The following is a 16,981-nucleotide window of genomic DNA, read 5'->3' on the forward strand; positions in this document are numbered from 1 at the left end:
CGGACGAGTATAGAGGCCATGACCTGAGCCCCTGAAACTCCTCCGATTTTAGGTAGAGTCCGCCTGAGCAGGAGGCGGAGATGAAGGGATCGCGTTTTACCGAGGAGCAGATCATTGGGATCCTGCGCGAGCAGGAGGCGGGGGCGAAGACGGCAGACGTGTGCCGCAAGCACGGCGTGAGCGAGGCGACGTTCTGCAAGTGGAAGGCCAAGTTCGGCGGCCTGGACGTCTCCGAGGCGCGTCGGCTGCGGCAGTTGGAGGACGAGAACACGCGGCTGAAGAAGCTGCTGGCCGATGCGATGTTGGACAACGCGGTGTTGAAAGACATCGCCTCAAAAAAATGGCGAGACGATCTACCGGGAAATTCCCGGGCCCGAGCAACAGCTCCTGTCCCTGGCGCATATCCTGCTCAGCCGCAGATTGTTGTCGGAACGGGAACTGGGCGAACGGCTCAGGGTCATCCGCAAACGTCTTGAGGCTTGCTGACGCGACCGGAGCACGCGCCGCCCGTGGCGACGCCCGGATCACCCCGATCCGCCGGCGGGCTATCGCCCACCCAAGCCGCCAAACGGGTTGGCCTCGGACGCTCGACACTCTACCGCGAGCTCAACCTCATTCCGCCCGATATGCGGCAACCCTTCGCACCGCCAAATTCATTGCAGTCATGTTCTTGAAACGTTCACAAAAACTGTTGTTCCACGAACAACTGGCGCAATGGCCTCTATAGAAGATGATAACTACATCTACCCTTCCCGGTTGCGGTCGACCATCCGTCGGCGTGCCTGAACGATATGAAAGCGCATGGCGATTTCGGCAGCTTCGGCCTCCTGGCCGCGAATCGCATCCAGGATCAGCCGGTGCTCGTGCAGCACATGAGCCGCACGCAGGCTGGGGCCGGTCCGAGTCAGATTGAGCGACAGCGCCATGAAGCCGCGCAGTTCGGCCTGGAGTTCGGCGAGCAGGCGCGGGAAAAACCCGTTGCCGCTGGCCTCGGCGATCGCAACGTGGAAGGCGAAATCAACCTCCGCGGTCATCGCTCCCGCATCAGCCTGCACCCGCAACGCCTCATGCGCCGCGACGATCCGATCCAGTTCGCGCGTGCCGCGCCGCTCGGCGGCAAACCGCGCCGCGGCGCCTTCCAGGCCGACCCGAACTTCGAGACAGCGCAGCAACGCCGAAACCGCGCCCGGATCGACAAAATCGGCAAGCCGCTCCGCCGGGCGCGCCTGCACATAAGTGCCGGAACCCTGGCGCGCCTGCACCAGCCCGTCGGCACGCAGCCGCTGAAGCGCCTGTCGCACCACCGGGCGGGAGACGCCGAAGGATTTGCAGATTTCGGTCTCCGACGGTAGCCGCGCGCCCTCGGAAAGTCTGCCGCTGACGATCTGTTCAAGAATCTGGCCGTAGAGCTGATCGCTGAGGCGCAGCCGCCGGGCAAGCACCAGCGGCGCCGACCTGCGCGCGACAACGTCATCGCCAGTGTCGTCGCGCCCCGATTGGCCGGTCGTTTTCACCATGTATCGAGACATAACGTGAAGCCGCCTTGCGGCAAGCCGATCTTTGCGTGCCGGATGGTGCCGCGCATCGCGAGACTCAGGCGGCCAGCGCCAGCGCGCGATCGGCCGCAAGTAACTCCCGCGCCGCCGCCCCGATCGCCTGGTGATGTGCCGTCTCGATGTTGGACAGCATCGGCAGCAGCGGTCCGGTTTCGGCAATTCCGGCAAGGCGCACCGCCTCGTGCAAAACGCGGATCGGGTTGAGCGCGTTGCGCAATTCTTCCAGCGGGAGGAACAAGGCACGCAGCCGCGCGGCTTCGGTAAAATCGCCGCCCCGGCAGGCAGCAAGCGTGGCCATGGACAGGTTTGGCGCCACGCATACCGAGCCGGAGGTGAATGCCGTAAGCCCGGCATCGCGCAGATGGGCAAGCGCGGGCAGTTCGCCCATGCCGCTGACCATGGTGTCCGATCCCGCCGCCTCGCATAGCGCGGCGAGATACGCGTCGGGCAACGGATCGGGCCGTTCCACCGCATATTTCACCGCAGTCACCATACCGGCCTGAACCAACCGAGCGAGTGCTGCCGGCTCCAGATAATTCTCCGCCCGGAGATAGAGGATAACCGGCCGCCCGAACGCCTCGGCGATCCGCGCAAGCCCCGTTTCGACACCGGCAGGTGTCGCTTGCCCGTTCATCGGCAGTACCATGGCGGTCGGAAAATCCCGGCCGCGCAACCATCGCGCTTGATCCATCGCGAGGCCGAAGGACGGCCCGATCGAAGGGATCAACCAGGTGTCCGGTGCCGCCACCCCTTCCAGCATGTCGAGCAGGGACGCGTAATCGCCCGATCCTATATTATAAAAATTGGCATTTCCGCCATAGAGCAGCGTGGTCACTCCGCCGGCTTCGAGATGCCGCACGATCGCGCGATTTTGCACCGTGTCTGGCGAGAAATCGGCGCTCCGTGCCAAAGGCGGCACCGCCAACACCGAGCGGGTGAGGTCGTCTTTGGTTACAGGCGTGGTTTTCATGGTGGTGCCGCCCCGTTAGAATTTGTCATTATTTAATACATATTTGGCATAATCTGTCTATTCCTCTGTCCGCCTACCCGACGACCGGCGAACCAGACGCCGCACAGACACGGAGGTTTGGCTTGAAGTCCTGGGACCGCATGCCAACCGTAAACGGGCCAAGCTTCAAGCGGCATCCGGCTCGCAACCGAGTCATGGCGCGCCCGCGAGGGTTGCCGCGTCCGGCGCCGCACCTTAAGACCTGTTCAACGAGGAGAATCGCACATGGCCAGCAGCAGCGACCACGCCAGCAACGAAATTGCGCTGGAGCGCCAGAAGGCAATCCTGTCGCGCAAGCCGACCGAAGCCGGGCTGATGGCGAACGCAATCCGCGCGCTGGCCATCGACGGCGTGGAAAAGGCGAAATCCGGCCATCCCGGAATGCCGATGGGCATGGCGGATGTTGCGACCGCGCTCTGGACCAAATTCATGAAATACGACGCGGCCGATCCGCACTGGCCGGACCGCGACCGCTTCATCCTGTCGGCCGGCCATGGCTCGATGCTGCTCTACTCGCTGCTGCACCTCACTGGCTACGAGCACATGACCATCGAGGACCTCAAGCAGTTCCGCCAGCTTGGCTCGCATACCGCCGGCCATCCCGAACGCGGCGAGCATCCGGCGATCGAAATGACCACCGGCCCACTCGGCCAGGGCATATCCGCCGCCACCGGCTTCGCGCTCGCCGAACGAATGATGGCCGCGCGCTTCGGCAAATCCCTGGTCGATCACCGCACCTGGGTGATCGCCTCGGACGGCGACATGATGGAAGGCGTCAGCCACGAATCCTGCGCCATCGCCGGCCATCTGGCGCTGAACAAGCTCACCGTCCTGTACGACGACAACTCCATCTCGATCGACGGCAGCACCGCGCTCGCGATGACCGACGATGTGCTGAAACGCTACGCCGGCTATGGCTGGGCCACCAAACGGATCGACGGGCACGATCCTGCACAGATCGAGGCCGCAATTCAGTTCGCCATGCGCAGCCGCAAGCCGACCATCATCGCCTGCCGAACCATCATCGGCTTCGGCGCTCCGCACAAGGCCGGCACGTCCAGCACCCACGGCTCGCCGCTCGGCCCGGAAGAAGCAGCCGCCGCCAAGGCGATGCTTGGCTGGACCGCGCCGCCGTTCAGCGTGCCGCCCGAAATCCTGAAACCCTGGCGTGAAGCCGGTGCCCGCGGCGAAGGTGCGCGCCGCGCCTGGCTGAAACGCCACGCCTCGAACAAGCAGAAAGCCGAGTTCGACCGGGTTCTCAACGGCGACCTGCCGACCGGCTATGCCGAGGCGATGACCGCCCTGCGCGAAAAGATCGTCGCCGAGAAACCCAACCTCGCGACCCGTCAGGCCAGCCAGCTCGCGCTCGACGCGCTGGTGCCGGTGGTGCCGGAAATGGTCGGCGGTTCGGCCGATCTCACGCCCTCGAACAACACCTTCGTCAAATCGATGGGCACCTGCGTGCCGGGCGACTATTCCGGCCGCTATATCCATTTCGGCGTACGCGAACACGGCATGGCCGCCTGCCTTAACGGCCTCGCTCTGCATGGCGGCCTGATCCCTTACGGCGGCACGTTCTTCATTTTCAGCGATTATTGCCGCCCGGCGATCCGCCTCGCCGCGATCATGCGGGCGCGGCCGATCCTGGTGCTGACCCATGACAGCATCGGTCTCGGCGAGGACGGCCCGACCCATCAGCCGGTCGAGCATCTCGCCTCGTTCCGCGCCATGCCGAACGTCCTCGTGCTGCGCCCCGGCGACACGCTGGAGACCGCCGAATGCTGGGATATCGCGCTCCACCACAAGGACGGCCCGACCCTGATGATCCTGAGCCGGCAGGCGATGCCGGCCCTGCCGCGCCAGCACGGCTCGGAGAACTTGTCGGCGCGCGGCGGCTATGTCGTCGCCGACACCGAGGGGCCGCGCAAGGCGACGCTGATCGCCACCGGATCGGAAGTCGCGATCGCGGTCGCGGCGCGCGATGCGCTGGCCAAGGAGGGCATCGGCGTCGCGGTGGTCTCGGTCCCGAGCTTCGAGCTGTTCGGCCGCCAGGATGAAGTCTACCGCACCGACGTGCTCGGCCTCGCGCCGCGCATCGGCATCGAAGCCGCCGTCGGGTTCGGCTGGGAACGGCTGCTCGGCGAAACCGGCACCTTCATCGGGATGCACAGCTTCGGCGCCAGCGCCCCCTATCAGAAACTCTACGACCATTTCGGCATCACGCCCGCGGCCGTCGTCGCCGCGGTCAAGTCGAAGCTCTGACCATAATCTTCTTTCCGACAGGGAGTTCTCAATGGTTGTGAACGTCGCGATCAACGGTTTCGGCCGCATCGGGAGACTGCTGCTGCGCGCCATGATCGAAAGCGGGCGCACCGATATCGAGCCGGTGCTGATCAACGACCTCGGCAGCGTCGAGGACAACGCTCATCTGCTGCGCTACGATTCGGTGCATGGCCGGTTTCCCGGAACCGTCGATATCAAGGGCGACAGCATCGTCATCCACTATAACGGTCGCGCCTACGCGCCGATCCGCGTCTCCGCCGAGCGCGAGCCGTCGAAAGTGCCGCTCACCGGTGTCGATGTCGCGATGGAATGCACCGGCCTGTTCACCAACCGCGCGGCGGCGGCCCGGCTGATCGAAGCCGGCGCGCGCAAGGTGCTGGTTTCCGCTCCGGCCGACGGGGTCGACGCCACCATCGTCTACGGCGTGAACCACCACACATTGACCCGCGACATGACAATCATCTCGAACGCGTCCTGCACCACCAACTGCCTCGCGCCGATGGCGATGGTGCTGCACCAGGCGTTCGGCATCGAGCGCGGGTACATGGTCACCATCCATTCCTACACGGGCGATCAGAAAACCGTCGATACCCTACACAAGGACCGCCATCGCGCCCGCGCCGCCGCCCTGTCGATGATCCCGACCAGCACGGGCGCAGCGCGCGCCGTCGGCCTCGTTTTGCCCGAACTCAAGGGCAAGCTCGACGGCACCGCGATCCGGGTTCCCACCCCCAACGTCTCGCTGGTCTCGCTCGACGTGAACCTGAAACAGCAGCCCACCAGGGACGAGATCAACGCCGCAATGAAAACCGCGAGCGAAGGCGCGCTCGACGGCATCCTGCACTACTCGACCGACGCTCTGGTCAGCTCCGACTTCAACCACGTGCCCTATTCCTGCAGCTTCGACGCGCCGCAGACCACCGTGGTCGATGGCGCGCTGGCCCGCGTGATGGGCTGGTACGACAACGAATGGGGCTTCTCGAACCGGATGAGCGACACCGCCGCACTGTTCGGATCGCTGTAGGTGCCCATCCCCTACCGTACGCTCGACGGGCTGGACGTGCGTGGCCGGCGCGTGCTGCTACGCGCCGATCTCAACGTGCCGCTGCGCGACGGCCGGATCACCGACCTCACCCGGCTCGAACGCCTGTCGCCCACCATCGGCGAACTGGCCGGCAACGGGGCGCGGGTGATCGTGCTGTCTCATTTCGACCGGCCGAAGGGCCAACTGGTCGCAACCATGTCGCTCCGCCCGGTCGCCGAGGCGCTCGGCGCGGTGCTGTACCGCAAGGTGGCTTTCGTCGATGACTGCATCGGCCCCGAGGTCGCCCGCGCGATCGCGGCGCTGAACGACGGCGAGGTTCTGGTGCTGGAAAACACCCGCTTTTACCCCGGCGAGGAAGCCAACGACGCGGCGCACGCCGCCCGGCTCGCCGCTCATGGCGAAATCTACGTCAACGACGCGTTTTCCGCCGCCCATCGCGCCCATGCCAGCACCGAGGGCATCGCGCGCATTCTGCCTGCCTATGCCGGACGCCTGATGCAGGCGGAACTGGTGGCTCTCACCGCCGCCCTCGGCAATCCGGCACGCCCGGTCGGCGCGATCGTCGGGGGCGCAAAAGTGTCCACCAAGCTCGACCTGCTGACCAATCTGATCGCCAGGGTCGATCTCCTGGTGATCGGCGGCGCCATGGCGAACACGTTTCTCGCCGCACAGGGCGCCGAACTCGGCAAATCGCTCCAGGAGGCCGCGCTGCACGACACCGCCCGCGCCATCATGAATGCCGCCGCCGGTCATGGCTGCGACATCCTGCTCCCGGCCGATTTCGTGGTCAGCGAAACCTTCGCTCCCAACCCGTCGACGCGGATCGTTCCCGCCGACGCGGTGCCGGCGAATACCATGGCGCTCGATGTCGGTCCCGCCACGACCGATGCGATCATCACGGCTGTCAAGGGTCTGAAAACCCTGATCTGGAATGGCCCGCTCGGCGCGTTCGAAACCCCGCCCTTCGACACGGCGACACTGCGCGTCGCCAATGCGATTGCGGCGGCAACCAAATCCGGGTTGATTTCGGTCGCCGGCGGCGGCGATACCGTCGCGGCACTTCGCCAGGCCGGCATCACCGACCGGCTCAGCTATGTTTCGACCGCGGGAGGCGCGTTCCTCGAATGGATGGAAGGCAAGGTGCTGCCGGGAGTCGCGGTTCTGGCGACGGACTCGGCGTAGGTCTTCTCCTGCTCGCCTGCCTGTTCTGGGGCACCTCGCCGGTCGGGATGCGCCTTCTGGTCGGCGCGACCGAACAGGGATTGCCGGTGCTGCCGGTTCTCGCCCTCCGCTACGGCTCGGCGGCGATTCTGTTCCTGCCTTTTTTGCTCCGCCGGCGGGTGCCCTGGTCGGGCGCGGACTGGCGGCGCGCCGCCCTGGCAGGCCTGTGCGGCATCACCGGCTATAATGTGCTGGCAAGTTTTGGCCAGCGCACCGTGGGCGCCGGGCTGACCGGGCTGCTCGATGCCGCCGAACCCCTGCTGATCCTTCTGTTCGGGGCGATCGCCGCCAGGCGGATGCCCCGCCCGATCCTGATCGGCACTGCCATCGCGGGTGCATGCGGAGTGGCACTGATGTCGGTCAGCATCGGCCCCGCCGAAGGCAGTGCTGGCGGCATCATGCTAATCCTGGCCAGCGCCGCCGCCTGGGCGCTCTATTGCGTCATGGCCCCCGACCTGATCGTGCGTCGCGGCTCGCTGCCGGTCACCGCGGCGACCATGGCCTTCGGCGCCGCCCCCATGGTTCTGGCTGGGGCGCCGGACATGGCCACCGCACTGCCGGCGATGACCCGCACCGATCTGATCGTGCTGGCCGCGCTGACGCTGGGGTCATCGACCATTTCGATGCTGTTCTGGAACATCGGCAGTGCGCGTCTCGGTGCGCAGCGCGCCAGCGGATTTCTCTACATGATCCCGCTGGTCAGCGTGGCGGGCGGCGCGCTTCTGCTCGGCGAGACCATCACGCCGGGCGAAATCGCCGGAGGCGTCATCGTTCTCGTATCGGTCTTCGTGGCACAAAAACGATAACGCCGCAGACCGGCAGGCGCCTCAAAGCGAGGCTCGGTTCAAGCCCTTGACGGCGCCCGGTCCGTCCCTGGCAAATAGGGTGGTGAACCGGATTCGCCCCATTGCTCTGATTACCGCGCTTGGATTCTCGTCGGGCCTGCCGCTGGCGCTTTCGGGGTTCACGCTCCGCCTCTGGCTCGCCCGCGCGCATCTGCCGCTGGCCGCGATCGGCTTCACCGCCAATCTCGGCATCGCCTATTCGCTGAAATTCCTCTGGGCGCCGGCGCTCGACCAGATTCTGGCGCCGCCGCCGTTCCGGCGCCTCGGGCGGCGGCGCGGCTGGCTGCTGCTGATCCAGCTCGTGCTGGCCGCCGCGATCGGCGGACTGGCGCTGACTCGACCGGCGCACGCGCTGGCGGCGACGCTGGTTCTCGGCGCGCTGGTGGCGTTCCTTTCAGCGAGCCAGGACATCATGATCGACACCTGGCGCATCGAGTTCTTCCCCCAGCGACTGCAAGGCGCGGCGACGGCGGGTTATGTGTGGGGCTATCGCGCGGCGATGCTGATTTCGGGCTCCGGGGTGATCGCGCTTTCGACCGTCATCGGCTGGCACGAGGCGATTCTGCTAATGGTGCCGCTGCAACTGCTGGGTGCGGTCGCCACCCTGCTCTGCGCCGAGCCGGAACCGCCGCCGGACCACGGCAGGATATCCGTCGCGGTGCGGTTCCGTCAGGCGGTGATCGCCCCGCTGGCGGAGTTCTTCTCGCGCCGCGGGGCGGCGATCATTCTTTCGTTCGTGGTCCTGTTCTACCTCGGCGAGGCCCTCGCCGGGGTGATGCTGGCGCCCTATTACACCTATCTCGGCTTCAACCGGGCGATGATCGCCATCGCCACCGGGCCGGCCGCGCTGGTCGCCGTGCTGGCCGGCACAGCCCTCGGCGGGGTTGCCGTGGCGAAGCTGGGTGTCGGGCGCGCGCTGCTGTGCGCCGGCGTGTTCCAGACCGCCGCACTCATCCTGTATCCGCTGCTGGGGCTCTATCCCCATGCGCCGCATATATTGTTCGCTACCAGCGTGGTGGAATCCTTCGCCCAGGGCATCTCGGATGCCGCGTTCATCACCTATCTGTCGGGGCTCTGCACGAAAGACTACACCGCGACACAATACGCGCTGCTCTCCTCGGTGGCGGCGCTGGCGCTGCGCACGGTCGGCGGGATATCCGGCGTGCTGGCGAATGCGATGGGCTGGATTCCGTTCTACGAATTCACCGTGCTCTCGGCGCTGCCTTCGATGGCCGTGATGATCTTTATTCTTCGTCGTTACCCACCAGAACCCAGAGCAGCGTGAGGCTTAATCGTCGGCGGGAGCGAATTCCACGTCGCGGTGGACATGGATCGACATCAGCACGCCGAAGCCGAGCATCACGGCGGTGAGCGCGGAGCCACCATAGGACACCAGCGGCAGCGGCACGCCGCCCACCGGGATCAGGCCCATCACCATCGCGAGATTGACGAAACAGTAGAGGAACAGATTGGTCGCGATGCCCAGGGCGGCGAGCCGGCCGAACTGATGACGGCAGCGCAAGGCGGTATAGACCGCCATGGTGACCATCGCGAACAGCAGGCCGATCAGCACGATGCTCCCGGCGAAGCCGAACTCCTCGGCGATGATGGTGAACACAAAATCGGTCTGTTTCTCGGGCAGGAAATTGAGCTGGTTCTGGCTGCCGTGCAGGAATCCCTGCCCCCACATGCCGCCGGAACCCAGCGCGATTTTCGACTGGATGATGTTGTAGCCGGCCCCCAGTGGATCGCGGCCGGGATGCAGAAACGTGAGAATCCGTTCCTTCTGGTAGCCGTGCAGATGGGCATAAGCAAACGGCGCCACCACCGCGACGATCGCGATGACGATGGCGAATTTCCACCAGCGCACGCCCGCACCGAGCAGCACCACGGCACCGATGCTCATGGTGATCAGCGCGGTACCGAGATTAGGCTCCTTCAGGATGAGTGCCGCCGGCACCAGGATTGCGAGCGCCGGCGGGATCAGGAACAGCGGATTGCCCACCCGCTCGTGGCTCGCGCGCTGGAACCAGGAGGCCAGCGCCAGGGCGAGAAACAGCTTCATCAGTTCGGAGGGCTGCACATGCATCCCGCCGACATCGAGCCAGCGTTTCGCGCCAAGCCCGACATGGCCGAACTTCCACACCGCGAGCAGCAGCACGATCCCGATGGCATAGAGCGGCCATGCGAGTTTCGCGATGATGCGGATATCGATCATGGCGATCGCGATCATCATGATGAGGGCCGCGAAGAAACGCTCGATCTGCGGTGTCGCATAGGGATGGCCGTGGCCGCCCGCTGCCGAATAGAGCGCTGCATAGCCGATGCCCGCGAGCGCGCTGCAGGCCAGAACGAACAGCCAGTTCACCCGCAGCAGCTTGTTCGCGATGCCGAACGATCGCTGGTAATAGGGGCGGTATAATTTGGTGGTCAACGGAGCGTTCATGCGGGGGCGGCCTCGGGCAGAGCGGCTTGCGGCGCGCTTTGGATGATGCCCGGCGGGGCGGCGGTGAGATCGCGCGTGAGGGCGGCGGTGATCAGATCATGGGCGATGGGGGCCGAGACCGAGGCACCCTCGTTGCCGTGCTCGACCACCACGGCGACGGCGAAGCGTGGCGCGTGGACCGGCGCGAAGGCGATGAAAAACGCATTGGGCCGGAACTTCCAGGGCAACGAGGCGTCGTTGAAATTCGATTTTTCCTGCGCTGCCGTCTCGTCATGGACCTGTGCCGTGCCGGTCTTGCCCGCCATATGCACGCCCGGCAAAGTGAGGCGCGAGGCCCAGCCGGTGCCGAGCGGCGTGTTCACCACCTCGAACATGCCCTGGCGCACCGCCGCGAGATGGCGATCATCCAGCCCGAGAACCGGCCAATGCGCCGCCGTGCTCCCCGGTTGCGCCACCGTGCCGACAGCGCGCGCGATATGCGGTCCGATCGCGCGGCCGCTGGCGATGCGGGCGGTCATGGTGGCAAGGCCAAGCGGCGTGACCTGGGTGTAGCCCTGGCCGATGCCCTGGATCACCGTGTTGCCTCTGGTCCACACCAGATGCCGGCCTCGTGCCCAGGCGCGGGTCGGCAGGAAGCCTTCGGAAACTCCGGGCAGATCGAGCCCGACACGGCCGATCAGGCCGAGCCGGCGGCCCATCGCGGCGATCCGGTCGATCCCGGTAACCAGCGCGGTATGGTAGAAAAAAACGTCGCAGCTTTGTTGCAGGGCGCTGACCACATTGACGTTGCCGTGGCCGTAATGGTCCCAGCAATAGAAGGTATGGTTGCCCAGCTTGAGATAGCCGGGGCAGAAGAAGGTGGTCTCCGGCGTGATCGCGCCGCATTCCAGAGCGGCAAGCGCGACATTCGGCTTGAAGGTCGAACCGGGCGCGTAGAGGCCTGCCGTCGCACGATCGTTCAATGGCCGCTTGGGATCAGTGATCCAGGATTTCCAGACCGATTCCGGCACGCCGGAATCGAACAAGGTGGGATCGAAGCCAGGCTGGCTCGCCAGCGCCAGAACCTCGCCGTTGGTCGCATCCAGCATGACCGCTGCACCCGCCTGGCCGGCGAGCTTTTGCGCCGCCAGGCTTTGCAGCCCGGCATCCATGGTAAGTTGAACCGTCTGGCCCTGGGTGCCGTTGTCGCGATCGAGCACACGAACCACGGTGCCGTGGGCATTCACCTCGGTCTGCACCACGCCGGGCGAACCGCGCAGCACCGTGTCGCGCGCCTGCTCGACCCCGGCGCGGCCCACCCGCATTCCGGGCAGGGCCAGCACCGGGTTTGCCTGCGCCTGAACCTGTGTGGGGCGCGCGACATAGCCGATCGTGTGCGAGGTCGCATCCCCCAGCGGATAGACGCGCGAGGCACCGACATCGACGAACACGCCCGGCAATTCGATCGCATGAACCTCGATCCGTGCCATTTCCGACCAGTCGAGATAGTCCTTGAGCAAAACTGGAATATAGCGCGGCTTACCCGAGATATCCCGGCCGATCCGCCTCCGCTCGGCATCCGACAGCGAAATGAGAGCGGCAAACCGATCGATCACCGACGCCGGATCGGGCGTCTGGATCATCATGAACAGCGCCCGCCAGTGCTGCTTGTTGCCGGCCAGGATGGCGCCGTGCCGATCGGTGATCAGCCCGCGCAGGGGAGCGAGCAGCCGTTCGTTCACCGAATTCTGCTTGGCCAATGTCGCGTATTTGCCGTGCTGAAGCACCTGCATCCGGTAGAGCCGCGCGGCGAGCGCCCCGAATGCCGCGAATTCCGCCGCCCCAAGCAGCAAGGCGCGGCGAGTGAAGATCGGCCGCAAGGCACGCTCGCGTTTCATGCGGTCAGGCCTGCTCGGGTGCCGCCGCACTGCGATGGGCGCGGATCAGCGCGACCGCGAGCGGCGGATAAAGCAAAATCGCGATCAAACCCTGCGCCAGAATCGGCCCCGGCGGCAGCAGCGCAAGATCGAGAACCGCGCGGGCAAGCCATTCCAGTGCCGAAATGGCAACGGCAAAGCCTGTAAAGGCAAGCCAGACCATGAGAAAACTCTGGCGCACCAGAACCCGGCGCATCGGCGCGACCGCCGCCTGTTCCAGCAACAGCAGCACCGCCCAGAGCCCGAGCGGCGAGGCGCCGAGCAGGTCGAGCAGGACACCGAGCAAGGCAACCACCGGCGCCGGTAACGATGCCGGGCGATACAGGCTCCAGAAATAGACCGAAGCGATCACGAACGCCGTGCGGCAGGCGGGTTGCGCCGGGATCAGGCCCGGCATCGCCAGCAGAATGGTCACCGCTACAATGCTCGCCGCCGGCAGGGCGTGCCGCGCGGTCCGATCGAGTCCACGCCAGAATTCCGGCGCGTCCATCATCAATGCCGCGCGGACGCAACGGCCGAATCCGGATCATGGCCGTATTCGAAGAGCCGCAGGATGCGAAGCCGCGCCATGCCGGCGAAGGGCAGAACCACCGGATCGTTGCGTCCGCGATAGTGAACGATGCCGACCGGCAGGCCATAGGGGAACACGCCGCCATCCGCGCTGGTCAGCACGATGGCACCCTCGCGCGGCGGATCGCCCGGCGCCCAGTAGATCAGGCGCGGCGTCGCGGTATTCTGTCCCGCCATGATCGCGCGTTCGCCGTGCTTGCCGATCGCCACCGGCACCCGGCTGTTCAGGTCGGTGATCAGCAGCACCCGCGCGCTGCGCGATCCTGCCTGCACCACGCGGCCAACCACGCCGCGCCCGTCCATGGCGATGGCGTTGACGATCCGCCACGCATTCCGCGGGATCGTGACCAGGACGGATCGTGCGTAAAGTCCGCCGAGATCGGCGATGACCCGTGCCGAGAAAAAATTCGGCGTCGGCGTGGGGACAAAATGAAGCTGCGATTTCAGCGCTTCGTTCTGCGCGGCAAGCGCCAGCGCCACCGCCCGCCAGCGCCGCAATTCACGGTTTTGCCGGGTCAGGCGCAGATTATCGGCGTGCAGGCGAAACCAAGCGCCGATCGCCCCGCGATCCTGCGCGACCGCCGAAGCCGGCGCTGCCGCGGCGCGATAGAGTGGAGCAAGCGCGTCGTCGAGCCCGGTGCGCAGAACCGCACCCAAATGTCGATCGGCTCGCCCGGCCAGGACCAGGGCAAGGGAAATCAGCAGCATGACCGGCAGGGTCAGCCGCGCGAGCGCTTGTCGAACCGGCGCCGAAGGCCGCAGCATGCGGCATTCTCCGTTGAAAAATCGAGACAGTCAGGAGAGCCGTGTCTTACGCCACTCGATCCCAAACGCCAATGCCGTGCATGCAACTATGACGATCAATTTGTTCTTATTCGCGCGTCTGGGCGCGCTTGGCGGCGGATCGTTTCTGCAGATGTTCGGTCATCGCGCCGAGGATCAAGGCCGCGATCACTGCTTTGGTGGGGTCCTCGCGAATCAGCGTCTGCGCCATGGTCAGCAATTCGGTTGCCGCGCCATAGCGCGCACGGGCAAGCAGCGGGCGCGGCCGGCGCCGCCATTGCCGGTTCGCGATGGCAAACAACCCTAGCGCGAAAATAACGAAGATGCCCCCGCAGATCAGCGCAGCATAGAGATCGCCCACACCGAGCGCGGCCGCCTGATAGATGGTGGCGATCAGGAAACCCAGCCCGATCGATCCCATCACCAAGCCGATCAGGGTGAGGGCGGCGCGCCGTTTCAGGTAACGCAGGGTGATCCCGTCGAGCAGGTTGAAAAGCACGCGCATCATGCTTCAAGCCGCCCAGTGAGTGGAAGATAGGGCGCCGTTCACGACGAGCGGCGGCGACGCAATAGCTGCGCCGCGAAAAGGCCGACACCGAAGGCGATGGCGAGGCTGGCGAATGGCCGCTCCTGCACCCGCTTTTCGACCCGGCCTGCTGCCTCGCCGCCCTTGATGCGCAACTGCCTGCCGAGATCGCCGATCTCATCCTCGATCACCGCGAGTCGGCCTTCGATCACGTCCTTCAAGTCGGCGAATTTCTGCGGAGAATCGCTGAATTCCTTGACCGTATCACCAGCTAGCCGCACGAGCTTGGTGCGCAATTGGTCGAAATCGTCCTGGAACCGATCGAACTCGCTGGTCAAGGTACTGACCGCGTCCTTGCGCCTGCTGCTCCAGCGTCTCATGATCCGCACCCCCATCGCCTTGCTCTTATTCAGGAATGGGGCTTTTGCCGCCCGGCTTCAAGCCACGCTGCCACAACGAAAGCGGGCGTTCCCGGACCCCCGGCAACGCCCGCATCTCCACTCGCCGGACTCAGGCGAGGTCGAACCGATCGAGGTTCATCACCTTGCTCCACGCCGCAACGAAGTCGCGCACGAACTTCTGTTGCGAGGCATCGCACCCATGGACTTCGGCAAGCGCGCGGAGCTGGGAGTTCGACCCGAAGACGAGGTCGACCCGGCTGCCGATCCATTTCAATTCCCCGGTCGCACGATCGCGGCCCTCGAACACATCCCCGGCTTCCGAGGCCGGCTTCCAGACCGTTCTCATGTCGAGCAGGTTCACGAAGAAGTCGGTGGTGAGAACCCCCGGCCGCCTGGTGAAGACGCCGTGCCGGGAATCGCCGGCATTCGCATCCAGCACGCGCATTCCGCCGACCAGAACCGTCATCTCGGGCGCGGTCAGCGTCAGGAGTTGCGCCCGGTCGACCAGAAGCTCCTCCGCCGACACCGCCAATCCGGGCTTCAGGTAGTTGCGGAACCCGTCCGCGGCCGGTTCGAGCACGGCGAAGGAGTCGACATCGGTCTGCTCCTGCGTCGCGTCGGTGCGGCCCGGCGTGAATGGAACCTCGATTTCCTGCCCGGCGTCCTTCGCGGCCTGTTCGACCGCGGCGCAACCGCCGAGGACGATCAGGTCGGCGAGCGACACTTTCTTGCCGCCCGGCTGAGCGGCGTCGAACGCCGTGCGGATACCGTCAAGGATGCCGAGCACCTTCGCCAGCCGGGTGGGCTGGTTGACGTCCCAGTCCTTCTGCGGCGCAAGCCGTATGCGTGCGCCGTTCGCCCCGCCACGCTTGTCGGAGCCGCGGAAGCTGGCCGCCGAGGCCCAGGCGGTCGCCACCAGTTCGGAGACCGACAGGCCCGATGCGAGAAGTTTGGTCTTGAGGCTGCGGATATCCTGCGCGTCGATCAGAGGATGATCGACCTTGGGGACGGGATCCTGCCAGATCAGATCTTCCGCCGGGACCAGCGGGCCGAGATAGCGCGAGCGCGGGCCCATGTCGCGATGCGTCAGCTTGAACCACGCCCGGGCGAAAGCATCGGCGAACTGGTCCGGGTTCTCGTAGAAGCGCCGTGAAATCTTTTCGTAGACCGGATCGACGCGCAAGGAGAGATCGGTGGTCAGCATGGTCGGCGCGCGGCGCTTCGACGGGTCGTACGGATCGGGCACCGTGCCGGCACCCGCGCCGTCCTTCGCCTGCCATTGATGGGCGCCGGCCGGGCTCCTGGTCAGCTCCCATTCATAGCCGAACAGGGTCTCGAAAAAATTGTTGTCCCATGTCGTCGGCGTCCTGGTCCAGATGACTTCCAGGCCGCTGCCGATGGCGTCGCTCCCTTTGCCGGAGCCGAATCCGCTCTTCCATCCCAGGCCCTGCTCTTCGAGGCCGGCGGCCTCGGGAGCCGGTCCGACCAGTGTCGCGTCACCCGCGCCATGGGTCTTGCCGAAGGTATGGCCGCCAGCGATCAGCGCCACGGTCTCTTCGTCGTTCATCGCCATGCGCGCGAACGTCTCGCGGATGTCGCGCGCCGCCGCGAGCGGGTCCGGCGTGCCATTCGGGCCTTCGGGATTCACGTAGATCAGGCCCATCTGCACGGCGGCGAGCGGTTCTTCGAGGTTCCGGTCACCGCTGTAGCGCTTGTCGCCAAGCCAGGTGTCTTCCGCGCCCCAGTAGGTCTCGTCTCCCGGCTCCCAGACATCCGCGCGGCCACCCGCGAAACCGAAGGTCTTGAAGCCCATCGATTCCAGGGCGCAGTTGCCGGCCAGGATCATGAGGTCGGCCCAGGAAATTCGGTCGCCGTATTTCTGCTTGACCGGCCAGAGCAGCCGGCGCGCCTTGTCGAGATTGACGTTGTCGGGCCAACTGTTGATCGACGCGAAGCGCTGCATTCCGGAACCGGCGCCGCCACGGCCGTCGCCGATGCGATAGGTGCCCGCGCTATGCCATGCCATTCGGATCAGGAGCGGACCGTAATGCCCGAAATCGGCCGGCCACCAGTCCTGCGAATCCGTCATCAGCGCGAAAAGGTCCTGCTTCAGCGCCTCAAGGTCGAGTTTGCCGAACTCCCTGGCGTAGTCGAACTCCTTGTCCATGGGATTGGACAGGGAGGAATGCTGGTGAAGCATGGCGAGGTTCAGCTGGTTCGGCCACCAGTCCCGGTTCGACCGTCCCCGAAAACCGCTAAGGGTGGAAATCCCATGCACTACCGGGCACGTACCGGCGTTGGCGACATTATCTCCGTCCATCTGTCTCTCCGATCGGGGCTGGGTTGATTGCTCTGTTCGTGGAGTCGCAGTGGTTATAGT

General features: G+C 65.7%; 14 protein-coding genes and 1 pseudogene. 6 read left to right on the forward strand and 9 right to left on the reverse strand.

Going from position 1 to position 16,981, the window contains the following annotated elements:
* Positions 1-80: 80 nt before the first annotated feature.
* A pseudogene (locus AiwAL_RS03055) lies at positions 81-341 on the forward strand (transposase); the annotation flags it as partial.
* 402 nt (positions 342-743) lie between these two features.
* Here the strand turns inward: AiwAL_RS03055 and AiwAL_RS03060 are convergent.
* Together AiwAL_RS03060 and AiwAL_RS03065 are read right to left on the reverse strand one after the other, a co-directional pair.
* On the reverse strand, positions 744-1,517 hold the full coding sequence (locus tag AiwAL_RS03060) for a FadR/GntR family transcriptional regulator (protein WP_235703267.1): 774 nt from the start codon (positions 1,515-1,517) through the stop codon (positions 744-746).
* Between the two features lie 76 nt (positions 1,518-1,593).
* A complete protein-coding gene (locus AiwAL_RS03065) occupies positions 1,594-2,526 on the reverse strand; it encodes a dihydrodipicolinate synthase family protein (RefSeq protein WP_262312082.1) in 933 nt (310 codons plus the stop codon).
* Between the two features lie 264 nt (positions 2,527-2,790).
* On the opposite strand from AiwAL_RS03065, the gene tkt reads away from it, so the two are divergent.
* From tkt to AiwAL_RS03090, 5 genes are all read left to right on the forward strand, one after another.
* Complete coding sequence (gene tkt / locus AiwAL_RS03070) at positions 2,791-4,827, forward strand: transketolase (RefSeq protein WP_235703265.1); 2,037 nt, start codon at positions 2,791-2,793, stop codon at positions 4,825-4,827.
* A 31-nt stretch (positions 4,828-4,858) separates the two neighbouring features.
* Positions 4,859-5,872, forward strand: a complete 1,014-nt coding sequence (gene gap / locus AiwAL_RS03075) for a type I glyceraldehyde-3-phosphate dehydrogenase (protein WP_235703264.1) — start codon at positions 4,859-4,861, stop codon at positions 5,870-5,872.
* 6 nt (positions 5,873-5,878) lie between these two features.
* On the forward strand, positions 5,879-7,075 hold the full coding sequence (locus tag AiwAL_RS03080) for a phosphoglycerate kinase (RefSeq protein ID WP_262312164.1): 1,197 nt from the start codon (positions 5,879-5,881) through the stop codon (positions 7,073-7,075).
* Entirely contained in the window at positions 7,018-7,920 is a 903-nt protein-coding gene (locus tag AiwAL_RS03085; RefSeq protein WP_235703263.1) for a DMT family transporter, read from the forward strand. The genes AiwAL_RS03080 and AiwAL_RS03085 overlap by 58 nt, the downstream gene beginning before the upstream one ends.
* 79 nt (positions 7,921-7,999) lie before the next feature.
* Positions 8,000-9,244, forward strand: a complete 1,245-nt coding sequence (locus tag AiwAL_RS03090) for an AmpG family muropeptide MFS transporter (RefSeq protein WP_262312084.1) — start codon at positions 8,000-8,002, stop codon at positions 9,242-9,244.
* Between the two features lie 3 nt (positions 9,245-9,247).
* On the opposite strand, the gene rodA is transcribed toward AiwAL_RS03090, so the two are convergent.
* From rodA to katG, 7 genes are all read right to left on the reverse strand, one after another.
* On the reverse strand, positions 9,248-10,405 hold the full coding sequence (rodA, locus tag AiwAL_RS03095) for a rod shape-determining protein RodA (RefSeq protein WP_235703261.1): 1,158 nt from the start codon (positions 10,403-10,405) through the stop codon (positions 9,248-9,250).
* On the reverse strand, positions 10,402-12,282 hold the full coding sequence (gene mrdA, locus AiwAL_RS03100) for a penicillin-binding protein 2 (RefSeq protein WP_235703260.1): 1,881 nt from the start codon (positions 12,280-12,282) through the stop codon (positions 10,402-10,404). Before mrdA ends, rodA begins: the two co-directional genes overlap by 4 nt.
* Positions 12,283-12,286: 4 nt before the next feature.
* A complete protein-coding gene (gene mreD, locus AiwAL_RS03105) occupies positions 12,287-12,814 on the reverse strand; it encodes a rod shape-determining protein MreD (RefSeq protein ID WP_235703259.1) in 528 nt (175 codons plus the stop codon).
* Positions 12,814-13,656: a rod shape-determining protein MreC gene (gene mreC / locus AiwAL_RS03110; RefSeq protein WP_262312085.1), complete on the reverse strand. Its 843-nt coding sequence runs from the start codon at positions 13,654-13,656 to the stop codon at positions 12,814-12,816. The genes mreD and mreC overlap by 1 nt, the downstream gene beginning before the upstream one ends.
* Positions 13,657-13,762: 106 nt before the next feature.
* Positions 13,763-14,182 carry a hypothetical protein gene (locus AiwAL_RS03115; protein ID WP_262312086.1) on the reverse strand — a complete coding sequence of 140 codons (420 nt, stop codon included), beginning with the start codon at positions 14,180-14,182 and terminating at the stop codon, positions 13,763-13,765.
* Positions 14,183-14,220: 38 nt separating this feature from the next.
* Complete coding sequence (locus AiwAL_RS03120; RefSeq protein WP_262312087.1) at positions 14,221-14,580, reverse strand: YqjD family protein; 360 nt, start codon at positions 14,578-14,580, stop codon at positions 14,221-14,223.
* A 130-nt stretch (positions 14,581-14,710) separates the two neighbouring features.
* Positions 14,711-16,921: a catalase/peroxidase HPI gene (katG, locus tag AiwAL_RS03125; protein WP_262312088.1), complete on the reverse strand. Its 2,211-nt coding sequence runs from the start codon at positions 16,919-16,921 to the stop codon at positions 14,711-14,713.
* Between the last annotated feature and the right edge of the window lie 60 nt (positions 16,922-16,981).

This window comes from Acidiphilium sp. AL (assembly GCF_025499445.1).
Lineage (GTDB): Bacteria > Pseudomonadota > Alphaproteobacteria > Acetobacterales > Acetobacteraceae > Acidiphilium > Acidiphilium iwatense.

Bases quoted from the DNA above. Each gene is read 5' to 3' on its own strand.
- AiwAL_RS03060 (WP_235703267.1), bottom strand. From the start codon at position 1,517: ATGGTGAAAACGACCGGCCAATCGGGGCGCGACGACACTGGCGATGAC.
- AiwAL_RS03065 (WP_262312082.1), bottom strand. From the start codon at position 2,526: ATGAAAACCACGCCTGTAACCAAAGACGACCTCACCCGCTCGGTGTTG.
- tkt (WP_235703265.1), top strand. From the start codon at position 2,791: ATGGCCAGCAGCAGCGACCACGCCAGCAACGAAATTGCGCTGGAGCGC.
- gap (WP_235703264.1), top strand. From the start codon at position 4,859: ATGGTTGTGAACGTCGCGATCAACGGTTTCGGCCGCATCGGGAGACTG.
- AiwAL_RS03085 (WP_235703263.1), top strand. From the start codon at position 7,018: ATGGATGGAAGGCAAGGTGCTGCCGGGAGTCGCGGTTCTGGCGACGGA.
- rodA (WP_235703261.1), bottom strand. From the start codon at position 10,405: ATGAACGCTCCGTTGACCACCAAATTATACCGCCCCTATTACCAGCGA.
- mrdA (WP_235703260.1), bottom strand. From the start codon at position 12,282: ATGAAACGCGAGCGTGCCTTGCGGCCGATCTTCACTCGCCGCGCCTTG.
- mreD (WP_235703259.1), bottom strand. From the start codon at position 12,814: ATGATGGACGCGCCGGAATTCTGGCGTGGACTCGATCGGACCGCGCGG.
- mreC (WP_262312085.1), bottom strand. From the start codon at position 13,656: ATGCTGCGGCCTTCGGCGCCGGTTCGACAAGCGCTCGCGCGGCTGACC.
- AiwAL_RS03115 (WP_262312086.1), bottom strand. From the start codon at position 14,182: ATGATGCGCGTGCTTTTCAACCTGCTCGACGGGATCACCCTGCGTTAC.
- AiwAL_RS03120 (WP_262312087.1), bottom strand. From the start codon at position 14,580: ATGAGACGCTGGAGCAGCAGGCGCAAGGACGCGGTCAGTACCTTGACC.
- katG (WP_262312088.1), bottom strand. From the start codon at position 16,921: ATGGACGGAGATAATGTCGCCAACGCCGGTACGTGCCCGGTAGTGCAT.